Origin of the sequence: Variovorax sp. KBW07 (genome assembly GCF_003852515.1) — a bacterium.
Classification (GTDB): domain Bacteria; phylum Pseudomonadota; class Gammaproteobacteria; order Burkholderiales; family Burkholderiaceae_C; genus Variovorax.
This window is the reverse complement of the sequence record NZ_QAJK01000038.1, coordinates 1-20,504: the sequence shown is the minus strand read 5'-3', so window position 1 is coordinate 20,504 and position 20,504 is coordinate 1. Positions and strand designations below refer to the sequence as shown.

17 protein-coding genes are annotated in these 20,504 nt (G+C 67.6%); 6 read left to right on the top strand and 11 right to left on the bottom strand.

What is annotated here, in order from left to right:
- Positions 1 to 176 precede the first annotated feature (176 nt).
- The 3 genes from mrdA to DBV14_RS08455 all read right to left on the bottom strand — a co-directional run bounded on the left by mrdA (position 177) and on the right by DBV14_RS08455 (position 7,034).
- Positions 177 to 2,153, bottom strand: a complete 1,977-nt coding sequence (gene mrdA / locus DBV14_RS08465) for a penicillin-binding protein 2 (RefSeq protein ID WP_124458744.1) — start codon at positions 2,151 to 2,153, stop codon at positions 177 to 179.
- Positions 2,154 to 2,280: 127 nt separating this feature from the next.
- Positions 2,281 to 5,778 (bottom strand): YhaN family protein, encoded by a 3,498-nt coding sequence (locus DBV14_RS08460; RefSeq protein ID WP_124458743.1) that lies wholly within the window; start codon positions 5,776 to 5,778, stop codon positions 2,281 to 2,283.
- A gap of 5 nt (positions 5,779 to 5,783) precedes the next feature.
- Positions 5,784 to 7,034: a DNA repair exonuclease gene (locus DBV14_RS08455; protein WP_124458742.1), complete on the bottom strand. Its 1,251-nt coding sequence runs from the start codon at positions 7,032 to 7,034 to the stop codon at positions 5,784 to 5,786.
- Positions 7,035 to 7,122: 88 nt separating this feature from the next.
- Between DBV14_RS08455 and DBV14_RS08450 the strand changes: the two genes are divergently transcribed.
- The 4 genes from DBV14_RS08450 to DBV14_RS08435 all read left to right on the top strand — a co-directional run bounded on the left by DBV14_RS08450 (position 7,123) and on the right by DBV14_RS08435 (position 10,522).
- On the top strand, positions 7,123 to 8,208 hold the full coding sequence (locus DBV14_RS08450; RefSeq protein ID WP_124458741.1) for an MBL fold metallo-hydrolase: 1,086 nt from the start codon (positions 7,123 to 7,125) through the stop codon (positions 8,206 to 8,208).
- An 89-nt stretch (positions 8,209 to 8,297) separates the two neighbouring features.
- Positions 8,298 to 8,639, top strand: coding sequence for a hypothetical protein (locus DBV14_RS08445; RefSeq protein ID WP_124458740.1), 342 nt, complete (start codon positions 8,298 to 8,300; stop codon positions 8,637 to 8,639).
- Positions 8,640 to 8,762: 123 nt separating this feature from the next.
- Positions 8,763 to 9,257, top strand: coding sequence for a plastocyanin/azurin family copper-binding protein (locus DBV14_RS08440; RefSeq protein ID WP_124458739.1), 495 nt, complete (start codon positions 8,763 to 8,765; stop codon positions 9,255 to 9,257).
- A gap of 209 nt (positions 9,258 to 9,466) precedes the next feature.
- A complete protein-coding gene (locus DBV14_RS08435) occupies positions 9,467 to 10,522 on the top strand; it encodes a DMT family transporter (RefSeq protein WP_124458738.1) in 1,056 nt (351 codons plus the stop codon).
- 44 nt (positions 10,523 to 10,566) lie between these two features.
- On the opposite strand, the gene chrA is transcribed toward DBV14_RS08435, so the two are convergent.
- From chrA to DBV14_RS08400, 7 genes are all read right to left on the bottom strand, one after another.
- A complete protein-coding gene (gene chrA / locus DBV14_RS08430) occupies positions 10,567 to 11,958 on the bottom strand; it encodes a chromate efflux transporter (protein ID WP_260396878.1) in 1,392 nt (463 codons plus the stop codon).
- Between the two features lie 95 nt (positions 11,959 to 12,053).
- Complete coding sequence (locus DBV14_RS08425) at positions 12,054 to 12,836, bottom strand: SDR family oxidoreductase (RefSeq protein WP_124458737.1); 783 nt, start codon at positions 12,834 to 12,836, stop codon at positions 12,054 to 12,056.
- Positions 12,833 to 13,426, bottom strand: a complete 594-nt coding sequence (locus tag DBV14_RS08420; protein ID WP_124458736.1) for a cysteine hydrolase family protein — start codon at positions 13,424 to 13,426, stop codon at positions 12,833 to 12,835. The genes DBV14_RS08425 and DBV14_RS08420 overlap by 4 nt, the downstream gene beginning before the upstream one ends.
- Complete coding sequence (locus DBV14_RS08415) at positions 13,423 to 13,914, bottom strand: aromatic-ring-hydroxylating dioxygenase subunit beta (protein ID WP_124458735.1); 492 nt, start codon at positions 13,912 to 13,914, stop codon at positions 13,423 to 13,425. The genes DBV14_RS08420 and DBV14_RS08415 overlap by 4 nt, the downstream gene beginning before the upstream one ends.
- The gene (locus tag DBV14_RS08410) at positions 13,911 to 15,224 is read right to left on the bottom strand and encodes an aromatic ring-hydroxylating dioxygenase subunit alpha (protein WP_124458734.1); all 1,314 of its coding nucleotides are present in this window, start codon (positions 15,222 to 15,224) and stop codon (positions 13,911 to 13,913) included. Before DBV14_RS08410 ends, DBV14_RS08415 begins: the two co-directional genes overlap by 4 nt.
- A 27-nt stretch (positions 15,225 to 15,251) precedes the next feature.
- Positions 15,252 to 16,220, bottom strand: a complete 969-nt coding sequence (locus DBV14_RS08405; protein ID WP_124458733.1) for a PDR/VanB family oxidoreductase — start codon at positions 16,218 to 16,220, stop codon at positions 15,252 to 15,254.
- Complete coding sequence (locus tag DBV14_RS08400; RefSeq protein WP_124458732.1) at positions 16,217 to 17,479, bottom strand: dienelactone hydrolase family protein; 1,263 nt, start codon at positions 17,477 to 17,479, stop codon at positions 16,217 to 16,219. Before DBV14_RS08400 ends, DBV14_RS08405 begins: the two co-directional genes overlap by 4 nt.
- Positions 17,480 to 17,687: 208 nt before the next feature.
- On the opposite strand from DBV14_RS08400, the gene DBV14_RS08395 reads away from it, so the two are divergent.
- Positions 17,688 to 18,887: an ABC transporter substrate-binding protein gene (locus DBV14_RS08395; RefSeq protein WP_124458731.1), complete on the top strand. Its 1,200-nt coding sequence runs from the start codon at positions 17,688 to 17,690 to the stop codon at positions 18,885 to 18,887.
- A 4-nt stretch (positions 18,888 to 18,891) separates the two neighbouring features.
- Here DBV14_RS08395 and DBV14_RS08390 read toward each other — a convergent pair whose 3' ends face one another.
- Positions 18,892 to 19,908 carry an AraC family transcriptional regulator gene (locus tag DBV14_RS08390; protein WP_124458730.1) on the bottom strand — a complete coding sequence of 339 codons (1,017 nt, stop codon included), beginning with the start codon at positions 19,906 to 19,908 and terminating at the stop codon, positions 18,892 to 18,894.
- Between the two features lie 237 nt (positions 19,909 to 20,145).
- On the opposite strand from DBV14_RS08390, the gene DBV14_RS08385 reads away from it, so the two are divergent.
- Positions 20,146 to 20,337, top strand: a complete 192-nt coding sequence (locus DBV14_RS08385) for a heavy-metal-associated domain-containing protein (RefSeq protein ID WP_124458729.1) — start codon at positions 20,146 to 20,148, stop codon at positions 20,335 to 20,337.
- The last annotated feature ends 167 nt before the right edge of the window (positions 20,338 to 20,504 follow it).

Below are 20,504 nucleotides of genomic sequence, written 5' to 3'. Positions count from 1 at the left end.
GGCGCGAGCGGCTCAGAGCACTGGTTGGTCGAACGGCACAAGCGCAGCGCCCTCGTGCGAATGGGATCGGGTGCTCCCCGCAGCGAAATAAAGGAGGAGCGAAGCGGGGGACATTCGCGGAGGGGAGCACCCGGTGTCAGTCGCACAAACCAAGAATGCCCCCGAATTCAGGGCACTCAAAGCGCCGAAGCCTCGCCACCCTCCGCAGAGTCTTCCACCAGCGGCACCTCGTCCGCCAGCAACGGCTTGCCGAGAGGCGCGCCCGCCTTCCCTACCTTCACCGCCGCCATGTCCGCGTCGTTCGGGTACTGCCCCGCAATCCAGTAGTCGAACACCCGTCGCACGATCGGCGCTGCGTGCGCCGCGCCGAAGCCCGCGTTCTCCACGATTGCCGCCACCGCGATCGTCGGGTTTTCGGCCGGGGCGAACGCCATGTACAGCGCGTGGTCGCGCTGGCGCGCTTCCAGGGCCTTGCCGCTTGCGCGTGCTTTAGGCCCCAGGCTCACCGCCTGCGCCGTGCCCGTCTTGCCCGCCGACGTGTAGGCTGCGCCCGCGAACACCCGGGTGCCCGTGCCGCCCTTCGTGACCGCCACCATCGCGTCGCGCACCACCTCCACGTGCTTGCGCGCATAGCCCAGGTCTTGCGCCGGAGGTTGTACCTGCCGCACCACCTCGCCGCTCACCGTGTCGCGGATCGCGCGCACCAGGTGCGGCTGGTAGCGCACGCCGCCGTTGGCCAGCGTTGCGTTGGCCGACGCCAGCTGCAGCATCGTGAAGTTGTTGTAGCCCTGTCCGATGCCGAGTGAAATCGTCTCGCCCGGGTGCCAGGTCTTCATGTCGGCGCGCCGGTACGCCGCGCGCTTCCATGCCTTGCTCGGCAGCACGCCACGCGACTCGCCCTGCAGGTCGATGCCCGTGAACTGCCCGAAACCCAGCGGCGCCATGAAGTCGTGGATCAGGTCCACGCCCATTTCGCTGGCCAGCGAATAGAAATACGTGTTGCTCGAAAACTGGATCGCGCGGTGCATGTCGACCCCGCCCAGCCCGCCCCGGTGGCTCAGGAAGGTGCGCCCGCCGAAGTTGTAGAAGCCAGGGTCGTTCTCTACCTTGTCCGCCGCGCGCTTGCCGGTCTGCAGCGCCGCCATCGCCATGAAGGGCTTGTACGTGGAGCCCGGCGGGTACGTGCCGCGCAGCGCGCGGTTCAGCAGCGGGTTGTCGGGCGATTCGGTCAGTGCCTTCCAGCTCTCGGTGTCGATGCCCTCGACGAACAGGTTGGGGTCGAACGTCGGCTTGCTCACGAAGGCCAGCACCTCGCCTGTCTTCGGGTCGATGGCCACCAGCGCGCCGCGCCGGTCGCCGAACATGTCTTCCACCAGTTTCTGCAGCTTGATGTCGAGCGACAGCATCACCGTCTGGCCCGGCGTGGCGGGGTGGCGCGCCAGGCGGCGCACGGCGCGCCCCCCGGCCGAGGTTTCCATCTGCTCCACGCCGGTCTGGCCGTGCAGCACCTTTTCGTAGCTCTGCTCGATGCCGAGCTTGCCGATGTAGTCGGTGCCCCGGTAGTTGGCGCGCTCGTCTTCTTCCCAGTCGTCCATCGCGGTTTTCTCGCGCTGGTTGATGCGGCCGATGTAGCCGACGACATGCGACGCCACTTCGCCATGCGGATAGGTGCGGAACAGCCGCGCCTTGATCTCCACGCCCGGAAAGCGGTAGCGCTGGGCGGCGAAGCGGGCCACTTCCTCGTCGCTCAGGCGGGTGCGTATCGGAATGGAATCGAAGCTGCGCGAGTCTTCGCGCAGGCGCTGGAAGCGGCGCCGGTCCCTCGGCGTCACTTCGACCAGCGCGCCGAGCTCGTCGATGGCGGTGTTGATGTCGCCGACTTTCGACGGCGTGATCTCCAGCGTGTAGGCGGCGTAGTTCGATGCCAGCACCACGCCATTGCGGTCAAGAATCTGCCCGCGGTTGGGCACCACCGGCACGATGGCCGTGCGATTGCTCTCGGCCCGGTCGGCCAGCTCTTCGTGGCGCACCACCTGCAAGAAGGCCAGCCGCGCGCCGATGAGTCCGAACCCGAACAACACCACGCAGCCGATCACCACCACGCGGCGGCGAAAACGCAAGAGTTCGGCGGCGGTATCGCGGATTTCATTCATCTGGAGAGAGCGGGCAAGAAAAAGAGAAAAGGAAGGCGAGCGCAAAAGCTGGGTAAGAGGCTGCGCTCGCCCGGAGGTTCCTCACCCTCGGCGCTCATTCGAGAAAAAACAAAAACCGGCGACAGCTTCAGCCCGCGATTTCGGCCGCTGACTCTCGCTGAAGCTCGATGACGTTCACGCTCTCGGAAAACACCTCGCGCACGAACGGCAGCAGGTGGTCATGGTGGGTAAGAAACACCACCTGCGTTCGCTTCGACAGCTCCCGCAACGCCCTCAGCCCGGCCTTGGCCCGCTCGTCGTCGAAGTTGATGAACAGGTCGTCGGCCACGAACGGCAGCGCCTTCGCGTTTTCCAGATGAAGCTCCAGTGCCGCGATGCGCAGCGCCAGGTAGAGCTGGTCTCGCGTGCCTTCGCTCAGGCCCGAGACCTCCACCACCTGCCCGCCCTTTCGGCGCGCATACAGCGCGGGCGTGTCTTTCTCGTAGTCGACGCCCAGCTTGGTGAAGTCGCCCAGCGTGAGCTCGAAGAACACCGCGCTGGCACGCTGGAGCATCGGCCCCTGCTTGCGGTCGCGATAGCGGTCGATGGCCCATTTGAGCAACTTGCCCGCCGTGGCCACTTCCAGGTATTGCTCGGCCACTTCGCCCATCGCGGCCAGTGCCTCTTGCCGGCGTGCCTCGGCGGTGGCGGCGTTGGCCTGCCCCGCGATGGCGGAGAACGCCTGCTCCGCGGTCACGCGCTTTTGCAGCAGCAGGTTCAGCCGCTCGTTCACCGCGGACAGATCGTTGCGCGCCTGCTCCAGCAGGCCCATGACTTCGGTCGGGGCGTGCGCCGATATTTCGGCTTCGATGGCCTCGCGGGCCAACCCGTCGCCGTCCTGGATGAGCGCCTCGCGCGCCTCGGCCAACTCGCTGCGAAGCGCGCGTTGCCTGTCGGACCGCTCCACCAGCGGAAGGGCCGCGGGTGCGGAATCGACACCGGCGAGTTCAAGCAGCGGCTTCAGCTTCGCCTGCACCGTGCGCACCCGCAGCCCGGCTTCGCTCTCCTGCGACTGCGCCGTTGCCAGCGCCGTTTGGGCCAGTGCGGCTTTCTGCGCCGCGCTGGTCGTTTCCTGCAGGCGCTGCGACAGGCGGCGGGACACTTCGGGCCAATCGCCGAGCGAGAGCAGTCCGGGCTCGACCAGGGCACCGAGCCGGCGCGCCTCGGCTTCGAGTTTGGCCAGGTCCGCCCGCATGGTGTCGATGCGCTCGCGGCGGATGTCGTCCACCTTCTGCAACCGGTCGGCCGCCAGGTTCGCTAGCTCGACCGCGCCTTCGGCCTCGGCGAAGGTAGCCGAAGCCGCCTGCAGCGTTGCGCTTTGCAGCGCCGCGGACCATTGAAGCGACCAGGCCTGATGCTGGTGCGCCGCCGATTCGGCGTTCGCCTTGAAGCCCTCCAGTGCGCGCCGCGCCTGCGCCAGCTGTTGCTGCAGCCCGCTCTTGCGGGCGAGCGTGGCGTCGGCCTGGCTCACATGAAGGCTGGCCGCGGTGCAAAGTGCCGCGAGGTCGCCCTCTTCCGGCACGGCAACCGCTGCGTCTTTCAATGCCGATGCCAGCGCCTCGCACGCCTTGCGCGCTGCGGAAGACTCGTCGTCCAGGTCGCGCTGCCGTTGCTCCAGCGCTTCCTGGGCTTCCAGCGCCTCGGCCCGCTTGTCGAGCCAGTCGGCGGCGTCGTCCAGCGGCATGCCGGTCCACCCGGCGGCTGTGGCGGTGGCCGACCAGCCCTGGTCGAGCTGTTCGAGTTCGGCCGTGCGGTCCGCAAGCAGTTGCGCATGCCGCAGCACGCCCGCTTTCGCCTGCGCCAGCTGCTGCCGGATGCTCTGCAAGGTCGCGGCATCGGTCGCGGTGCCGAGCTGCGAATCGACCAGTTCGTCGGCAAGCCGGATCGCCGCATCGAGCGATGGCGCCCCGGTGGCAACCGACACGTCGCCGCGCTTGATCGACGTCCACGTGGTGTCGCGGTTCGCGCGCGCCTCGTGCACTTCGGTCGGCGTGACGACCTTGTGCGCGTGCTCGAAATGCGTCGCCTGGAGTTCTAGGCGTTCTGCCTCGGCGCGCGATTCTTCGAGCTTTTCGCGCGCATGGGCGCATGCCGCCGCGCTTTCGTGGCGCTGGCGTTGCAGGGCGGCGATCCGCGTGGTGGACGGCCCCTGCATGCCGCGCAGCGCATCGACCGGCGCGCGCCAACGGCCCAGCGCCGTCAGCGCATGGGTCAGCCTTGCGCTCGCCTGATCGACGGCGGCGCCAAGCGTCCGCTGCCGCGCGCCGCTGTTCTTCAGCGGCAGCGCTTCATCGAGCGCCTGCCGCAATTTCAACGGCACCTCCGAAGACTGGAGTCCTTGCAGTTCAGCCTCGTGGCCGAGCAGGTCCGCCGTCTTCTGCTGCACGGTTTCTTCGGCGCTGCGCATCGCCTGGTGAATGGCGCCCCGGTCCCGCAGCAGGTTGGAAACGGCCTTCAGCGCCAGCGTCGTCGGCAGGCTGGCGCGAATGCCGGCCTCGTCGGCCGGCCAGCCCAGTTGCACGGCGGCGGCCCTGGCTTCTTCGAGCAGGCGGTCGACCTCGGCCTGCCGCAACGGCAGGTCGCGTGGATGGTTCGCGCACAGGCTGCGCAGGGCATCGAGCGCCTCGATGTCCTGCCTGAAGGCCAGCATGGCGCCGTCGAACGACACCGCTTCGCTGTCTTTTGTCCGGGCCTGCACGTCCATGGCGCGCGCCTGCAACAGCGCCTCGGCGGACGAAAGCTCGGCCGCGCCCGTCGTCAGGTCGGCATGCGCCGTGGGGGGAAATTCGGTCACCTCGCCCAGCGCGGCCAGCTCGGCTTCGTGGGCCTGCAGCTTGAGCAGGTGCGGTGCGAGGCGGCGCACCCGCTCCAGCCGGGAGCGCACCGTTTCCAGCGACGCGCGCTTCGCTTCTTCGGCGGCGATGTCGTTCAGTGCTTCTTCGAGCGCGCTCTTGGTGTCGCTCCACACCTTGGTCTTGACCTGTGCGCTCTTCAGCTCGGCGCTGGCCTCGTCGTAGCGCTGCACCGCCTGTGCGTAGTCGCTGCTGCCTTTGCGCGGCGCCCAGAGGCTGCTGGCCTGCTTCTCCAATGCCTCGCGCACCGGACCGAGGCTCGCGATGCCCGCGGCCGACTGGAACAGCACGCGGCCGACGTCTTTCGAGGCATCGAGGATGCTCTTGCCGCCCTCGACCAGCTGCTCGTGGTCCATGCAGAACATCTGCTCGAAGAACGCCTTGTCGGCGGTGCCGAGGAAGGGTGCGAGGTGGTTTTCGGGCAGCGCTTCGTCGGCCGGCGTGCGCAGCGGCGTTCTGCCGCGGGCCCGGTGGAACACGGTGTTGTCAGTGCCGCTTTCGAGCGTGCCGCCCAGGCGCAGCTCGGTCAGCGCATGCCTGAAGTCCAGCCGGGTCCGCAACGGCATGCCGAACAGCAGCTCGGAAATGGCATTGCGCACGGTGGACTTGCCGGCCTCGTTCGGGCCCACGATGACGTGGAAGTCGAACTCGGCCCGGGCTTCGGATTTCGCAAATTCGAGGGACGTGCCGTCAAACTTGCCGTACTTGATCAGTTGCAGTTGCTTGATGCGCATGGACTTCACTCCCCGTCCATCAGGCTGGCCAGCAGCGCCGGCGAAACGTGCTGCAGCAAGGCGGTGAAATCGCCCTCACGCGCCTGCGTGAGGAACGGGACGTCTTCTTTCACGTCGGCCGCCACCTTGCCGAAGAACGGCTGCAATTCGTTGCGCAGCTGCGCGATGAAATCGGGGTCGGCCACCGCCTCGCCCAGAATTTCCTGCAGGTCGGCGATGGCGTCCATGCGGGCGCCGACATCGGCCACCTCGCCGAAGGGCTCCGTGGCGATCTTCACTTTCTCCAGCCAGAGCCGCTCGTTGCCGATGGCGGCAATCTGCCCCAGCACTTCGGCGCGAAGCTCGTTGGCCTTACCGAACAGCGCGCCATGCGCCCGCGTGCGCCCTTGCAGCGTGACCCGCACCGCGCGCGGCACGTCGCCGTCGACCAGCAGCAGGTCTTCGAGCGCACGGCCGACCTGGCGCGCCACGTCGGCCATCGAGAGGCACTCCGATGCATCGACCGCCACCGCCTCCCAGCGCAGCACGTCGATGTACAGGCGCTCGACCTGCGTGTGGCCCTCTTCCACCGTCACCAGCACCGCGCCGCGGCGGCCGGTCTCGCGGATGTGCCGGCCCTGCAGGTTGCCGGGAAAGACGATGTCGGACTGCTCCGACCAGTGCTGGAACTCATGCACGTGGCCCAGCGCCCAGTAGTCATAGCCCCGGGCATTGAGTTCGGCACGCGAACACGGCGCGTAGTTCGCGTGCGCCATGTACCCCTCCAGCGCGGTGTGAAGCACGCCGATGTTGTAGTACCCGGCCACCGGTTCGGGGTACTTCAGCACCAGGTTCTCGGTAATGGCCTTGTCCTTGAAGCTCTGGCCGTGCAGCGCCACCTTCAGGTCGTCGAGCTTGTGCACCTCGGGCTTGCGCGAGGAAAAGCTCGTCACGTTGTCCGGCAGCGTGAGCTTGCGGGTCATTTCGCTCTCGGCGTCGTGGTTGCCGAACAGCAGGAACACGCGAATGCCGGCGCGCTTCAGGCGCCCCATTTCCTTGCTGAAGAAGATGCCGGTGTTGTGATCTTTCCAGTCGCCGTCGTACAGGTCGCCGGCAATGACGACGAACGCCACCTGTTCTTCGATGGCGCGCTCGACCAATTGCGAAAACGCGTCGCGCGATGCGTTGCGCAGATGCGCGGCGGGCGCGTCGGGGTACGCGCTCAGGCCGTGCAAGGGGCTGTCGAGATGGATGTCGGCGGCATGAATGAATTTCACGCACTCTCACTTCAAGGATGGTTGGGGGCTGGTGTCAGGCAGCCGGGCATTATCCGGCGTCACAATGGACCCTCAGGAGATACACACGATGGACGGTCTGGAAGAAACGGCGCAGGCGGCGGAAGCGGCCAAGGGCAAGCTCATTTATCCCTTCGCCGAATTGCCGCAGCGCGGCCAGTCGATCGAGGTTGCCGCGGGCGTGCGCTGGATCCGCATGCCGCTGCCCTACTCGCTCGACCACATCAACCTGTGGGCCATCGACGACGGCGAAGGCTGGGCGGTGGTCGACACCGGCGTGCGCACCGAAGAAACCGTGGCGGTATGGCGCGAACTGTTCGCCAACTCGCCCGACACGCGCGGGCTGACCCGGGTTTTCGTGACGCACATGCACCCCGACCACGTGGGCATGGCCGGCTGGCTCACCCGCAAGTTCGGCGTGCGGCTGTGGATGACCCGCTCCGAATACCTGATGTGCCGCGTGATGGTGTCCGACACCGGCCGCGAAGCCCCCGACGACGCCATCGCGTTCTACCGGCGCGCCGGCTGGAGCGACGCCGCCATCGAGACCTACCGCACGCGCTTCGGCAACTTCGGCAAGCACATTCATCCGCTGCCCGACAGCTTCAGGCGGCTGCGCGACGGCGAGGTTCTGCGCATCGGCACGCACGACTGGCGCGTGGTCACCGGCAACGGCCACTCGCCCGAACATGCCTGCCTGTACTGCCCCGACCTGAAGGTGCTGGTGTCGGGCGACCAGATCCTGCCGCGCATCTCGTCGAACGTGTCGGTGTCGCCCGTCGAGCCCGACGCCGACCCGATGGCCGACTGGCTCTCGTCGCTGGCCAAGCTCAAGCGCGAGATTCCCGACGACGTGCTGGTGCTGCCGTCGCACAACGAATGCTTTCGCGGCCTGCATGCCCGCATCGACAGGCTGCAGACGGGGCAGGAACGCGCGCTCGAGCGCTTGAAGGGCGCCCTGAAGACGCCCAAGCGCGCGGTCGATGTGTTCGGCAGCCTGTTCGCGCGCAGCATCGCCGAGTCCGACGTGGCGCTGCTGGGCATGGCGACCGGCGAGAGCCTGGCATGCCTCAACTACCTGATGCACCGCGGCGAGATCGCGCGCGACCGGGACGACGCGGGCATCGACTGGTACAGGCTGGTGGCTGGCGCCTGAACTGAGCGTGCATTTCGGCAGGGGCGCTCACCGCGCACACATTACCGAGATGTAATCCGCGCCCGGCGCCGCGCCCCTAGAATTTCGGCATGTGCCGTTTGCGTGCGTTCCTGCTGTGGGCCTTGATGCTCGTGATCCCCTTCCAGGGGTTCGCGGCCGTGTCCCAGGCGTTCTGCGAACCGACCTCCGCGCAAGCGGCGGTGACGGTCAAAGCAACCACGGCGCACAACGCTTCCTCACATGACCACGCCGCGCCGGACGGTGACACCTCCCACAAGTGCGGCACCTGCGGCGCCTGCCAGGCTGCCGCACCGATGCCCACGGCGCCGGCCCTGGCCGTACCCCATCTGCCCGCGGCAGACCTCGTGGCGCAACACAGCGCCCTGCGGGCCATCGTGCCCCGCGTTCCTGAAAAGCCCCCTCGCGCCTGACCGCGCCCGCCGTCGCGCCCCGTGATCCGTCGCCGGGCATGGCCGCGCGCGCCTACCTGCACGTCCGCTCGTCTGCTCGTCCGTTTCGGCATCGCCGCACACAAACCCAATCAAGGAATTTTCATGAAAACACTTCACACCCTCGCCCTCTTCGCCCTCTCCATGTTCGCCGCCGCAAGCGCCAGCGCCGCCGGCACCCATGCCGTCAGCCATGGCGCCCACGCCGACCACGACGCCACGGGCAAGCCGGGCGTGGCCGCCAAGGTCACGCGCACGGTCAAGGTCGACATGACCGATTCGATGCGCTTCAGCCCCGCCAGCATCGACGTGCGGCAGAACGAGACCGTGCGCTTCGTGGTCACCAATTCCGGCCAGCTGAAGCACGAGCTGGTGCTCGGCTCCGAGAAAGACCTGAAGGCCCACTACGAGGCCATGAAGAAGAACCCCGAGATGGAACACGCCGAGCCGAACATGGTGACGCTGGCCGCCGGCAAGACGGGCGAAGTCGTCTGGCAGTTCACCCAGGCCGGCAAGGTCGACTTCGGTTGCCTGCAGCCCGGCCACTACGACATGGGCATGAAGGGCTCCGTGAACGTTGCGAAGGCGGCTGGGAAGTAGGCAAGCAGGTAGGCAAGCAGGCCGGGACGGCGCGTCCCGGCCAATGCCCTCGAGGCGGCGCCGCGTTCATCGCATACGCCGCGCCGCAAGGTGCCCGCCATGTGGGGCGAGTGGTGAAAGCGAAGGTGCAAGAATCTCGCTTGTCTTGCGCCCTGATTCCGGCGCCCTCTCCCTCGCCCCGGGCGCCGTTCCGTAAAAACTTCCAGCCCATGACCTCCTGGACCCGAACCTTCCCCGCCTTGCGTGGCGGCCTTCTCGCACTGGCTGCCGCGCTGCTGTTCGGCATCAGCACGCCATTCCTGCAGCGCGCGGGCATCGGCATCGGTCCGTTCACCACCGCCGCCCTGCTCTATGCCGGCGCCGCGCTTCTGGGCGCAGTCCTTCGGCAGCCGGTCGATGCGGAAAGCCGGCTCCAGCGCGGCGACGGCAAGCGGCTCGTCACGATGGCGATGCTCGGCGCCGTCGTGGGTCCGGTGGCATTGGCCTGGGGCCTGCAGAAGACCAGCGGCGCCAGTGCGTCGTTGATGCTCACGCTCGAGGCGCTTTTCACCGCCGTGCTGGCACGCTCGCTCTACCGCGAAGTCATGGACGCGCGCGTGTGGACCGCCATGCTGCTGTTGCTCGCGGGCGGTGCCGTGCTGGTCATCGACCGCGGGCTCAGCGGCGGGACCCAGCTGCTGGGTTTGCTGGCGGTCATGACCGCGACGGCGGCCTGGGGCCTCGACAACACGCTGTCCCGTGCGCTCGCCGAACGCGATCCCGCACAGGTGGTGCTGTACAAATCGGCGATGGGCGCGGCTGCGACCTCGGTGCTGGCGGTGGCAACCGGCGAACACTTCCCGAGCCTGCCGATGGCCTTGAGCCTGCTGCTCATCGGCGCCGCCGGATACGGCCTCAGCCTGCGCTTTTACCTGCTGGCACAGCGCGCGTTCGGCGCGGCCCGTACCGGTTCCGTGTTCGCCTTTGCGCCTTTCATCGGCGCCGCGATCGCGGTGGGCATGGGAGATCGCTCATTGGGTTGGGCCACGGCTGCGGGTGGCGCCCTGATGCTCGCGGGCGTGGTGCTTCACCTTGCCGAGTCGCATGCGCACGAACACACGCACGAGGCCCTGGAACACGAGCATGCGCACAGCCACGACGATGGGCACCACGACCACGAACACCCGGTGCCGCCGGCCGGGCCGCACTCGCACCTTCACCGTCACGATGCCGTGCGCCATCGGCACGCGCATGTTCCCGACGCGCACCACAGCCACGCCCACTGACGCTCTTGATCAAGGGGCCGGCGCCTCGCGCCTGAACGGCGCCTTCAGCGCGGCAGCAGCGGAAGCAGCAAGGTCACCGCCAACCCGAGGGCCGCGCAGGCGCCGAGCAGCGGCATCACGCCGACCTTGAAGCGGAACAACGCGACGGCCGCGGCCACGGCAATGGCCGCGGAGATCCCGTCGAAACGGCCGCCGAAACCCTGTGGCCAGAGCACGTGGTACGCAAAGAAAAGCGCCAGGTTCAGGATCACGCCGACCACCGCCGCGGTGATCGCCGACAGCGGCGCCGTAAAGCCCAGCTTGCCGTGCGTGGCCTCGATCGCGGGGCCGCCGGCAAGAATGAAGATGAACGAAGGCAGGAAGGTGAAGAAGGTGACCACGGTCGCGGCCAGTGCCCCCGCCAGGAACAACGAGTCCGGCCCCAGCACCTGCTTCAGCCAGCCACCGACGAAGCCGACGAAGGCCACGACCATGATCAGCGGCCCCGGCGTGGTTTCTCCCAGCGCCAGCCCGTCGATCATCTGCGCGCCCGAGAGCCAGTGGTATTGCTCCACGGCCCCCCGGTAGACGTAGGGCAGCACGGCGTAGGCGCCCCCGAAGGTCAGCAGCGCCGCCTTGGTGAAGAACCAGCCCATCTGCGTGAGCGTGCCCTGCACACCCTGGGTGGCAACCAGCACGACCATGGCCAGCAGCCAGAAGCCCAGGCCGATGCCCAGGACCTTGACCAGCTGCGAACGCGAGAAGCGCGCATGCGGCGGCGTGGGCGTGTCGTCGTCGATCAGCGCCGGGCCGTAGCCTTGCCTGGCGCTGCCATGGCCGCCGCCGAGCGCAAAGACCCCGGGCGCCCATCGCGCGCCGAAGTGGCCGATGAGGCCCGCTGCCAGCACGATGGCCGGGAACGGCGTGTCGAAGGCAAAGATCGCCACGAAGGCCGCGGCGGCAATGCCCCACATCCATCGGTTCTTCAAGGCGCGGCTGCCGATGCGGTGGGCCGCATGCAGCACCAGCGCCGTGACGGCCGGCTTGATGCCGTAGAAGATGCCTGCGACCGCCGGCACGTTGCCAAAGCGCAGGTAAACCCACGACAGCGCGATCAGGATGAACAGCGAGGGCAGCACGAACAGCGCGCCGGCAACGATGCCGCCGCGGGTACGGTGCATCAGCCAGCCGATGTAGGTGGCCAGTTGCTGGGCCTCGGGGCCGGGCAGCAGCATGCAGAAGTTCAGCGCATGCAGAAAGCGTTTTTCGCTGATCCAGCGGCGTCGCTCGACCAGCTCGGTGTGCATGATCGCGATCTGGCCGGCGGGTCCGCCGAAGCTGATGAAGCCGAGCTTGAGCCAGAAGCGCAGGGCTTCGGCAAACGAAACCGGGTCGACCGCCAATGCGGGGACCGGCGTTGCGGGTGGCTGTGAGGTGTCCACGGAGGCCTTCGTCATGGGACGAACACCTTACCAACATGCAATGTCTGCCGGACGAGGCGCCGATAAAAATTTGGGCCTGTATTTCGGATGCCTTCAGGCTGGCGCCCGGCCTACCCGCCGAACCAGTCCCGCGCCGAACGCCCCTGGTCCGGCCCCAGCATCGAGAACCCGCCGTCGACCGGAATGTCCGCGCCCGTCACGAAGCGCGCGGCGTCCGAGCAAAGGAACAACACCACCTGCGCCACGTCGTCGGCGTCGCCCGCGCGGCCCAGCGGATGCATGGGCGCCGCGACACGGTCCGCATGCGCCCGGTCGCCGCCGGCCATGCGGGACAGCGCGTCCGACCACGTCCAGCCCGGCGACACCGAGTTCACCCGCACGCGCCGCAGCGCCAGGCTGGCCGCCTGGTTGCGCGTGAGCTGCAGGATCGCCGCCTTGGCTGCGGGATAGAGCGCCCGCCCCGCCGCGCCGAACTTGCCTCCGACGCTGCCCATGTTCACGACCGCCCCGCCCTGCGCCGCCAGCGCGTTGGCGGTCTTCTGCAGCAGCATCGCGCCGGAGACCAGGTTGACATCGAGCGCGTGCAGCCATTCGCCGCGCGAAGCCTCCAGCCCCTTGTCGCCGTAGACCACCGCGTTGTTGACCAGGAAGTCGATGCGGCCCGCGCTGGCGAGCACGTCGGCCACCAATGCATCGAGCGCGGTGTCGGATGCGATGTCGCAGGCCACGAAGCGGCAGCGCGGGCCCAGCTCGGCCTGCAGCGCCTCGCCGCGCGCGGTATCGATGTCCACCGCGAACACCTGCGCCCCACCCTGCACGAAGGCCCGCACGATGGCGCTGCCGAGCATTGCGGCCGCACCAGTGACGATGGCGACTTTTCCTTCGAAGTTCATGGTGTGGCCTCCATCTGCGCGATCGCGCTGTCGACGTTCATCACCTCCGCGAGCATCGCCAGCGTTTCGAGGCTGGCCGCATGCAGGTGCGCCTGCGCGGTGCTGCAGGCATCGGCAACCACCGCCACCTCGTAGCCCAGGTCGCTGGCGTGGCGCGCGCCATGCTCGACCACATGATTGGTCGCAATGCCCGCCACATAGAGGCGCGAGGCGCCGGTGCGGCGCACGGCTTCTTCAAGCCCGCTGCCCCAGAACGGGTTGTTCCGCTTGTGCGTGACGATGGCTTCGCCCGGCAGCGGCGCGAGGTCGCCATAGAACTCCGCGCCCCATGACCCGTCGAGCACCGCACCCGTTTCGGCCACGCGCCGGAACAGCGTGCAGTTGCGCAGGCAGTCCGCATAGCCCGGCGCGAAGGCGATGCGCACGAAGATCACCGGCACGCCGTTCGCCCGCGCACCGGCGATCAGGCGCGCAGCCGAGGCGATCAGCCGGGGCCGTGCGGGGTCGTCGGCCGCCACGCCCACCCGTACCTTGCCATCGACGTGCAGCACGTCGTTCTGGTAGTGCATGGCCAGCAGCGCGGCCCTCACATGAACACCTGCAGGGCTTCGTGCGGCGCGTCGCAGTTGACCAGGTCGACGCGCTTGGCCTGCATGCGCAGTTCGCCGCCGTCGCGCCGCAGGGTGTGCAGCACGCTGCCGCCGAAGCTGCGCTGTTCGGTCTTGCGCCATTCGAGCAGCAGGAAGGTCGAGCGCACGACAAGACCGCCTTCGCTTTCACCACGCGATTCGAGCGCGATGTTGCCCAGCACATGCACCGTGCGCGTGGGCGGCTGCTGCGAATAGGCGCGCGCCTGTTCGAGCCGCCGCGCCCGCATAGAGCGCAGCAGCGCGTCTTCGCAGAACAGCGACGCGTGGTTGATGTGATCGGTCTGCCCGTGCACCAGCGGCACCCAGTACAGCCCGTCGGGCGTGAAGAGGCGCTGCCATTCGTCCCAGCGGTGTTCGTCCAGGAGGCGTGCCTCGTGGTGCAGGAACTGGGTGATCTCCTGCTGCTCGTGCCAGTCGTTGAAGTTCATTCCGCACCTCCGGCCTGCACGCCCATGTACGACGCCCAGGCGGCAAACATGTTGCGCGACGGCATCTCGCTGTTGCCGGTGGAGGCGCGCCCGCCCGGCAGGGGCTGGTCGCGCCCGGCCGCGCGGTGCATGCTGACCCAGTCGCCGCCGTCCGAGCCCAGCCCTTCCTGCACGCGGTTGTAGGCCTCCAGGTCGTCGGGCATCACGTTCGACGAGGGTGAATTGACGATGTTGGTGTATTTCAGCGTGCGCTGGAAGCTCGCTTCCGGCGCGCCCTTGAGCCTGAAGCTGAAGATTTCGACCAGCGTGCGGTCGACCGACAGCGGCCGGATCACCCGGATCTGCTGGAACGAGGTGTGCGGCGAACAGCTCGGATACACGATGGTGTTGTGCCGGTTCACGCGAAGAATTTCGTCGGCGCGTTGCGCGCCCTGGCTCGCTTCGAGCGATGCCACGTAGGCCAGGCTCACCGGGTCGGTGGGCGGCACGAAGATGCCTTCCATGAAGCCGTGGCCGTGGTCGTAGCCCTTGAGTTCGAGGTTGGCCCAGAACTCCAGCGGCTCGCCGTTGCCGTCGACGATCACCACCTCGAAGGGCTTGCGCGTGCCGGCCGGCATGGCTTCGTATTCTTCCTTGGCCGCGCGCCACGACGATTCGTGCGTGGCCACCGCGTGAATGGTGTCGTGCAGGTTCTCGAAGAAGATCTTCCAGTTGTTGCGCTGGATCACGCGCTGCACGCCGCCGGCCACTTCCACCTCGCCATCGGGGGCGCGGTCGCAGAAGTTGTCGAGCGAGGTGGCCACGCCGCCCAGAAACTCCGTCAGCCCGGGGCCGTCTTCTGAGAGGCTCGCGAACACGAAGCCGCGGTGGCTCGCCACGCGCGCCACCTTGCGCACCGAGTGCGACCCGTCCTTGAGGTCGAGCGCCGTGTCTTCATAGCCGCTGCGCAGTGGCACCGACAGCAGGCTGCCGTCGCACTTGAAGGTCCAGCCGTGGTACAGGCAGCGCAGGAACTTGCCGGCGCTGCCGCTGCCGTCGGGCACGATCTTGGCGCCCTTGTGCGGGCAGCGGTTGTACAGCACGTTCACTTCGCCGTCGGTGTGGCGCACCATCACCACGGGCTCGCGGCCCAGTCGCGTGGTGAAGTAGTCGCCGACGTTCGGCACCTGGCTTTCGTGGCCCACGTACAGCCAGGCCTGGCCGAAGACGCGGTCCATCTCCAGCTCGAAGATGGCGGGGTCGGTGTAGACGCGCTTGTGCACGCGGTCAGGCTGCACGAGCGCCTGCAGGTCGATGGTGGTTGTCGTCATGGGGGTGGGTCTCCTGAAACTTCGTCGTCAGATGTCGAGCACCAGGTGCGGCGTCTTCGCGCGCGACACGCAGGTGCACAGGGTCCGGCCTTCGGCCTTCTCGCGTTCGCTGAGGTTGTGGTCGCGGTGGTCGGGAATGCCCTCGACCACATCGACGGCGCACACGCCGCAATCGCCCTGGCGGCAGTCGTACAAGGGGTCGAGCCCGGCGGCGATGAGCACGTCGAGCAGGCTCTGTTGCGGCGAAACGGTGAGCGTCTTGCCCGAACGCAGCGTGCGCACCTCGAAGGGCGTGTCCTCCATCTGTTCGAGGGCGCCGGCGAACAGCTCGCTGTGCACGTGGTCGTCGGGCCAGCCGAGCGCGCGGGCCGTGTCCACCACGGCCTGCACCATGCCCCGGGGGCCGCACACATGCAGATGGCGGCCCGGTTGCGGGTTTGCCAGCACCGCGTTCAGTGCCAGCCCGCGCGACGGGTCGCCGCCGTCGTGCACCACGCGCCCGCCCAGCGCGCGCACTTCATGCAGGTAGGCCGTGGCCTCTTCGCTGCGGGTGGCGTAGTGAAACTCGAAGGGCAGCCCTTCGGCCGCCAGCGCCCTTGCCATGCACAGCAGAGGCGTGATGCCGATACCACCGGCGACCAGCAACGGCGGTGCGCTGCCCTTGTGCAGTGCGAAGTCATTGCGCGGCGGGTGCGTGGCAATGACGGCGCCCTGCGCCAGGCCATGCATCCAGGCGGAGCCGCCCGCGCCCTGCGGCTCGCGGAGCACGGCGATCTCGTAGCAGTCTCTGTCGCCAGCATGCGGCGCCACCAGTGAATACGCACGCTGCCCGGTGCGCCCATTGGGCTGGACCACCTGCACGCCCAGGTGCGCGCCCGGCGCGAACGGCGGCAGCGCGCCGCCTCGCGCATCGCGCAGCACGAAGGACGTGATGGCCGGCGTGAGCGGCCGCACAGCTACCACCACGAGTTCCAGTATGGCGTCGATTTCTTTCATCCCAGGGGCAGCGCGGGGTCGGCGATGGTCAGCCCGTTCGACTTCGACCAGCGCGGCATCAGTGTGTTCGACGGCTGCGTTTCATCGACCAGCTTGCGCGCGGTCTCCACACCGGCCACGGGCAGGCCCTTGGTGTCGAGCAGGCCGATCTGCGCGAGCACGCTGGCCTGGTCCCAGTAGATGTGCTCGTGATAGAGCTTGTCGCCACGGAACTTCACGATGGCCACGAGCGGAATTTCCACCGGCTTGCCGGTGGGCGCGATGCCCGGCAGCATCCAGTCGATCTCGACCGAGTGGGTGAAGCAGAACAGCATCTCGTCGACGATCTGCGTCGCGCCCACGGTGCGCGAGATCGGCGTGAGCCGCGTGTCCGGCGGTGTGCTCGGAATGAAGTGGTGCTTGTAGAAGCGCGACAGCTCCTTCGCTCCCACCCCGCCGGTCATGGTCGGGATGTGGTTGACGTAGGGCTCGCTCACCATCGTGGCCATGGTGGCGACCACGTCGCGCGTGGCGAACTCGTACTCGCAGTGCTTGTCCCAGAGCGCCGACAGGTCGTAGACGGGGCCGATGGCTTCCTTGAACAGCGCCATGGAGCGCTGGTGCGCCATCAGGGTGGAAGGCTTGTCGAAATGCTCGCCGCCGGTGCGTGCGAACGCGTGGTCCACGCCGGGGTAGACGTACATCTGTGCACCCGGCTTGCCGGCGAAGGCATCGAGCACCTGGGCGCGCGCCTCGGCCGGGCAGAACTTGTCGAGCTCGGCGAAGTGCAGCGCGATCGGGCATTCGATCTTCGGCACCAGGTCGAGCGCGGCCTCAATGCCGACGCCGTAGTAACCCACAGCCGCGTCCACGCCCGAATGCGCGGCCGCCAGGTAGGCCAGCTTGCCGCCCAGGCAAAAACCCAGTGCGCCGACCTTGCCGGTGCAGGCCGGGTGCGCGCGCAGCGCCTTCACGCTGGCGGTGACGTCCGCGATGCCGGCGGTAATGTCGAACTTCTGGAAGAAGCCGAAGGCGCGCTGCCACTCTTCCGGCGAATAGCCCAGGTCGACGTTGGGCTCCATCCGCCAGAACAGGTCGGGCGCCAGCACCACGTAGCCTTCTTCCGCATAGAGATCGGCCACTTCGCGCACGTAGTCGTTGATGCCGAAGATCTCCTGGCACAGCACGATGCCGGGGCCGCGCCCCGAGGCCGGCAGGGCCAGGTAGCCGCGAAAGGTCTGGCCACCGTCGGCGGCCGGGATGTCGATGTACTGACTCATCGTGGGTGTCTCTCGAAGTGGTTGAAACGGTGGAAACGGGTGGGGTTTGCGGGGCATTCTGGGCAGCGCCCTCCCCCTTGTCTGTCCATTTCGTGCAGGCCGGCTTGCTGCAGAAAACGGATAGCCGCCCGCCATGGCGGCACGCAGACTCCGACCCGCGCTTCGCATCCCCCCACGTCAACCGAATCACCCCGAGAGGAGATTTTTCATGTCGCAGGCAAGCATCAGAACGGCCTTGTTGGCCATCGCCGTCGTCACTGGCGCAACGCCGTCGCTATCGCAGGCACAGGCGCAGGCACCGGCCGTCAAGGTCGGTCTTGCGATGGACCTTTCAGGCCCGTTCGCCGTTGGCGGTGCCGAGGCCAAGGCCGGCTTCGCCGTTGCGATGAAGCAGCTGGGCGGCAAGCTCGGCGGCGTGCCGGTCGAGTTCATCGAGGCCGACACCGCCGGCAACCCCGAAACGGCCCGACAGGTGGTCGACCGCATGCTGCTGCGCGACAAGATCGACCTGTTCACCGGGCCTGTCGGCTCGTCGGTCGCGCTGGCCGTGGGGCCACCACTCTTTGCCGCCAAGGTGCCCTACCTGTCGAGCAACGCGGGGCCGAGCGACTATTCGGGTGCACGCTGCAACCCGTACTTCTTCGGCGCGTCTTACCCCAACGATGCGTACTACGAATCGGCCGGCAAGTTCGCCTCCGACAAGGGGTTCAAGAAGGTCGCGATGATCGCGCCCAGCTACCCCGGCGGCAAGGACGCCATCAACGGGTTCAAGCACACCTTCAAGGGCACCGTGGGCGACGAGCTGTACACCAAGCTCGGGCAGCTCGATTACTCGGCCGAACTGGCGCAGATCCGCGCATCGAAGCCCGAGGCGCTCTACTTCTTCCTGCCTGGCGCGATGGGCGTGAGCTTCATCAAGCAGTTCGTTGCCGCGGGGCTGTCGAAAGACGTGGCGCTGATCTCCACCGCGTTCTCGGCCGACGAAGACATGATCCCGGCCGTGGGCGAGCCGATGCTCGGGCTCTTCAACACCGCGCACTGGTCGTTCGACCTCGACAACCCGGCCAACCAGCGCTTCGTGGTCGCCTTCCGGCAGCAGAACAACGGGCGCAACCCGTCGTTCTATGCGGGCCAGGCCTATGACGTGCTGATGGCCATGGACGCGGCCGTGCGCGACCTGGGCGGCAAGGTGGCCGACAAGCCCGCACTGCTCAAGGCGATCAAGGCGGCGAACTACAAGTCGGTGCGCGGCGATTTCCGCTACGGCCCGAACAACTTTCCCATCCAGAACTACTACCTGCGCGTGATCGCCAAGGACGCCAACGGACGCATCGCCAACAAGGTGATCGGCACCGTGTTCCAGAACTACCAGGACAGCTCGGCCGTGAAGTGCGCGATGAAGTCTTGATTGCTCAGTGCTTCGCGCCCGGCTCCCGCGACGTGTCGCGCGGGAGTTGGCCGAAGCGCTCGCGGTAGCAGGCGGCAAAGCGGCTCAGGTGCGAGAAGCCGCAGTCGAGCGCGATCTGCGTCACGCTCGTGCCGTCGTGGCGTGCCAGTTGCTCGTGCGCAGCGTCGAGCCGCATGTTGCGCAACACTTCCATCGGCGAAAGATCGCGGTAGCGCCGGAACAGCAGCGCCAGCGTGCGGCGGTTGACCCCGGCGGCCTGCGCCACTTCTTCCAGCGACAGCGCGGCTTCGAGATGGCCGCGCATGAATTCCTCGGCCCGCCGCAGCTGCCGCAGGCTGGTGGTTTCCGAGCCGATGCGCAGGGCCTCGTGCTGCCTGCGCACCGAGTTGGGCCGGTGGCACAGCAGGTAGAGCATGAGGTTGTCTTCGCAGTGCGCAAGCCAGCGCGCGTCGTACGGCGAGCTGTCGCGCGGCGCCGGCAACAACGACGCGAGGTTGGCCACCATGCGGCACCACTGCGTGCCCGCAGCGTCGTCGAGCCGCAGCGGCATCTCGAAATCGATCTCGCCCACGTCGCCTGAATGGCGCGTTGCGAAGGCGCGGCGTGCCACGTCTTGCAGACGGCTGAGTTCGATCTTCAGCATCAGCTGTTCGCAGTCGGCATGCCAGCGCAGCCGCACGGGCTTGTGCGCGGACACCACCGCGCCCTGGCCGGGATGAATCTGCAGCGTCTGCCCGCCGGTGTGAATTTCGGCGTGCCCCCGCAACGGCATCTGGACCAGCACGAAGTTGCCCAGTGCATCGGGCTCGATGTCGACGTCGCAGCCATAGCGCAGGATGCACAGCGACAGTGCGCTCAGCTCGGCGCGGCAGAAGATCGCATCGACCTTGCCGCGCCCCCAGACGCTGCGATGCGCCTTCAGCTCATGGGCCACCCGCTCGTGTGTTTCGTCCGCCTCGTGCGAGCGAAAAACCTCGCGTCCGTACAGGGGAGAAAGCTGCTGGCTCGACCATGCGTCCACGAACACTCCTGAGGGCCAAAGTGGGGAAATCGATTGCTTGCGCGCCGTTGGGCGTGCGGGGCAATTTACCGGCGCAAACCGCTTCGTGCCATGGGGAGTTGCCCGAGCGGTTGCGGCAGCGCAGCAAGATTCCTGCCAATAACCTTTCACCCGCGCCGTATTCAGCGTGCATGCCGCTTGACCTTCACACGATGTCAACCCCGACACTCGTACGCATATTTCAACGAAGGAGTCTCCATGCAAGAGTTCGAAATCCAGTCGATGACCTGCGGCGGTTGCGCGAGCCGGGTCGCCCGGGCCGTGAAGAACCTGGACACCCAGGCGAAGCTCGAGTTCGACATGCCTACGAGAACGGTGCGCATCGAAACTACCGAGGACCGGGAGGCTGTCGTGGCTGCGCTGGCTGAGGCTGGCTATCCGCCGAAGTGATTGTTCCTCGGGGGCGTGTTCCGTTTCTGTCATTCAGGGCGACGCCCACGCCGACGGTGTGCTCTGCTCCGCGAATGTCCCCCGCTTCGCTCCTCCTTTATTTCGCTGCGCAGAGCACACCATCCGCGTGAGCGTCATCAGAGTGGTCGTTGATCAGCGGTACACCA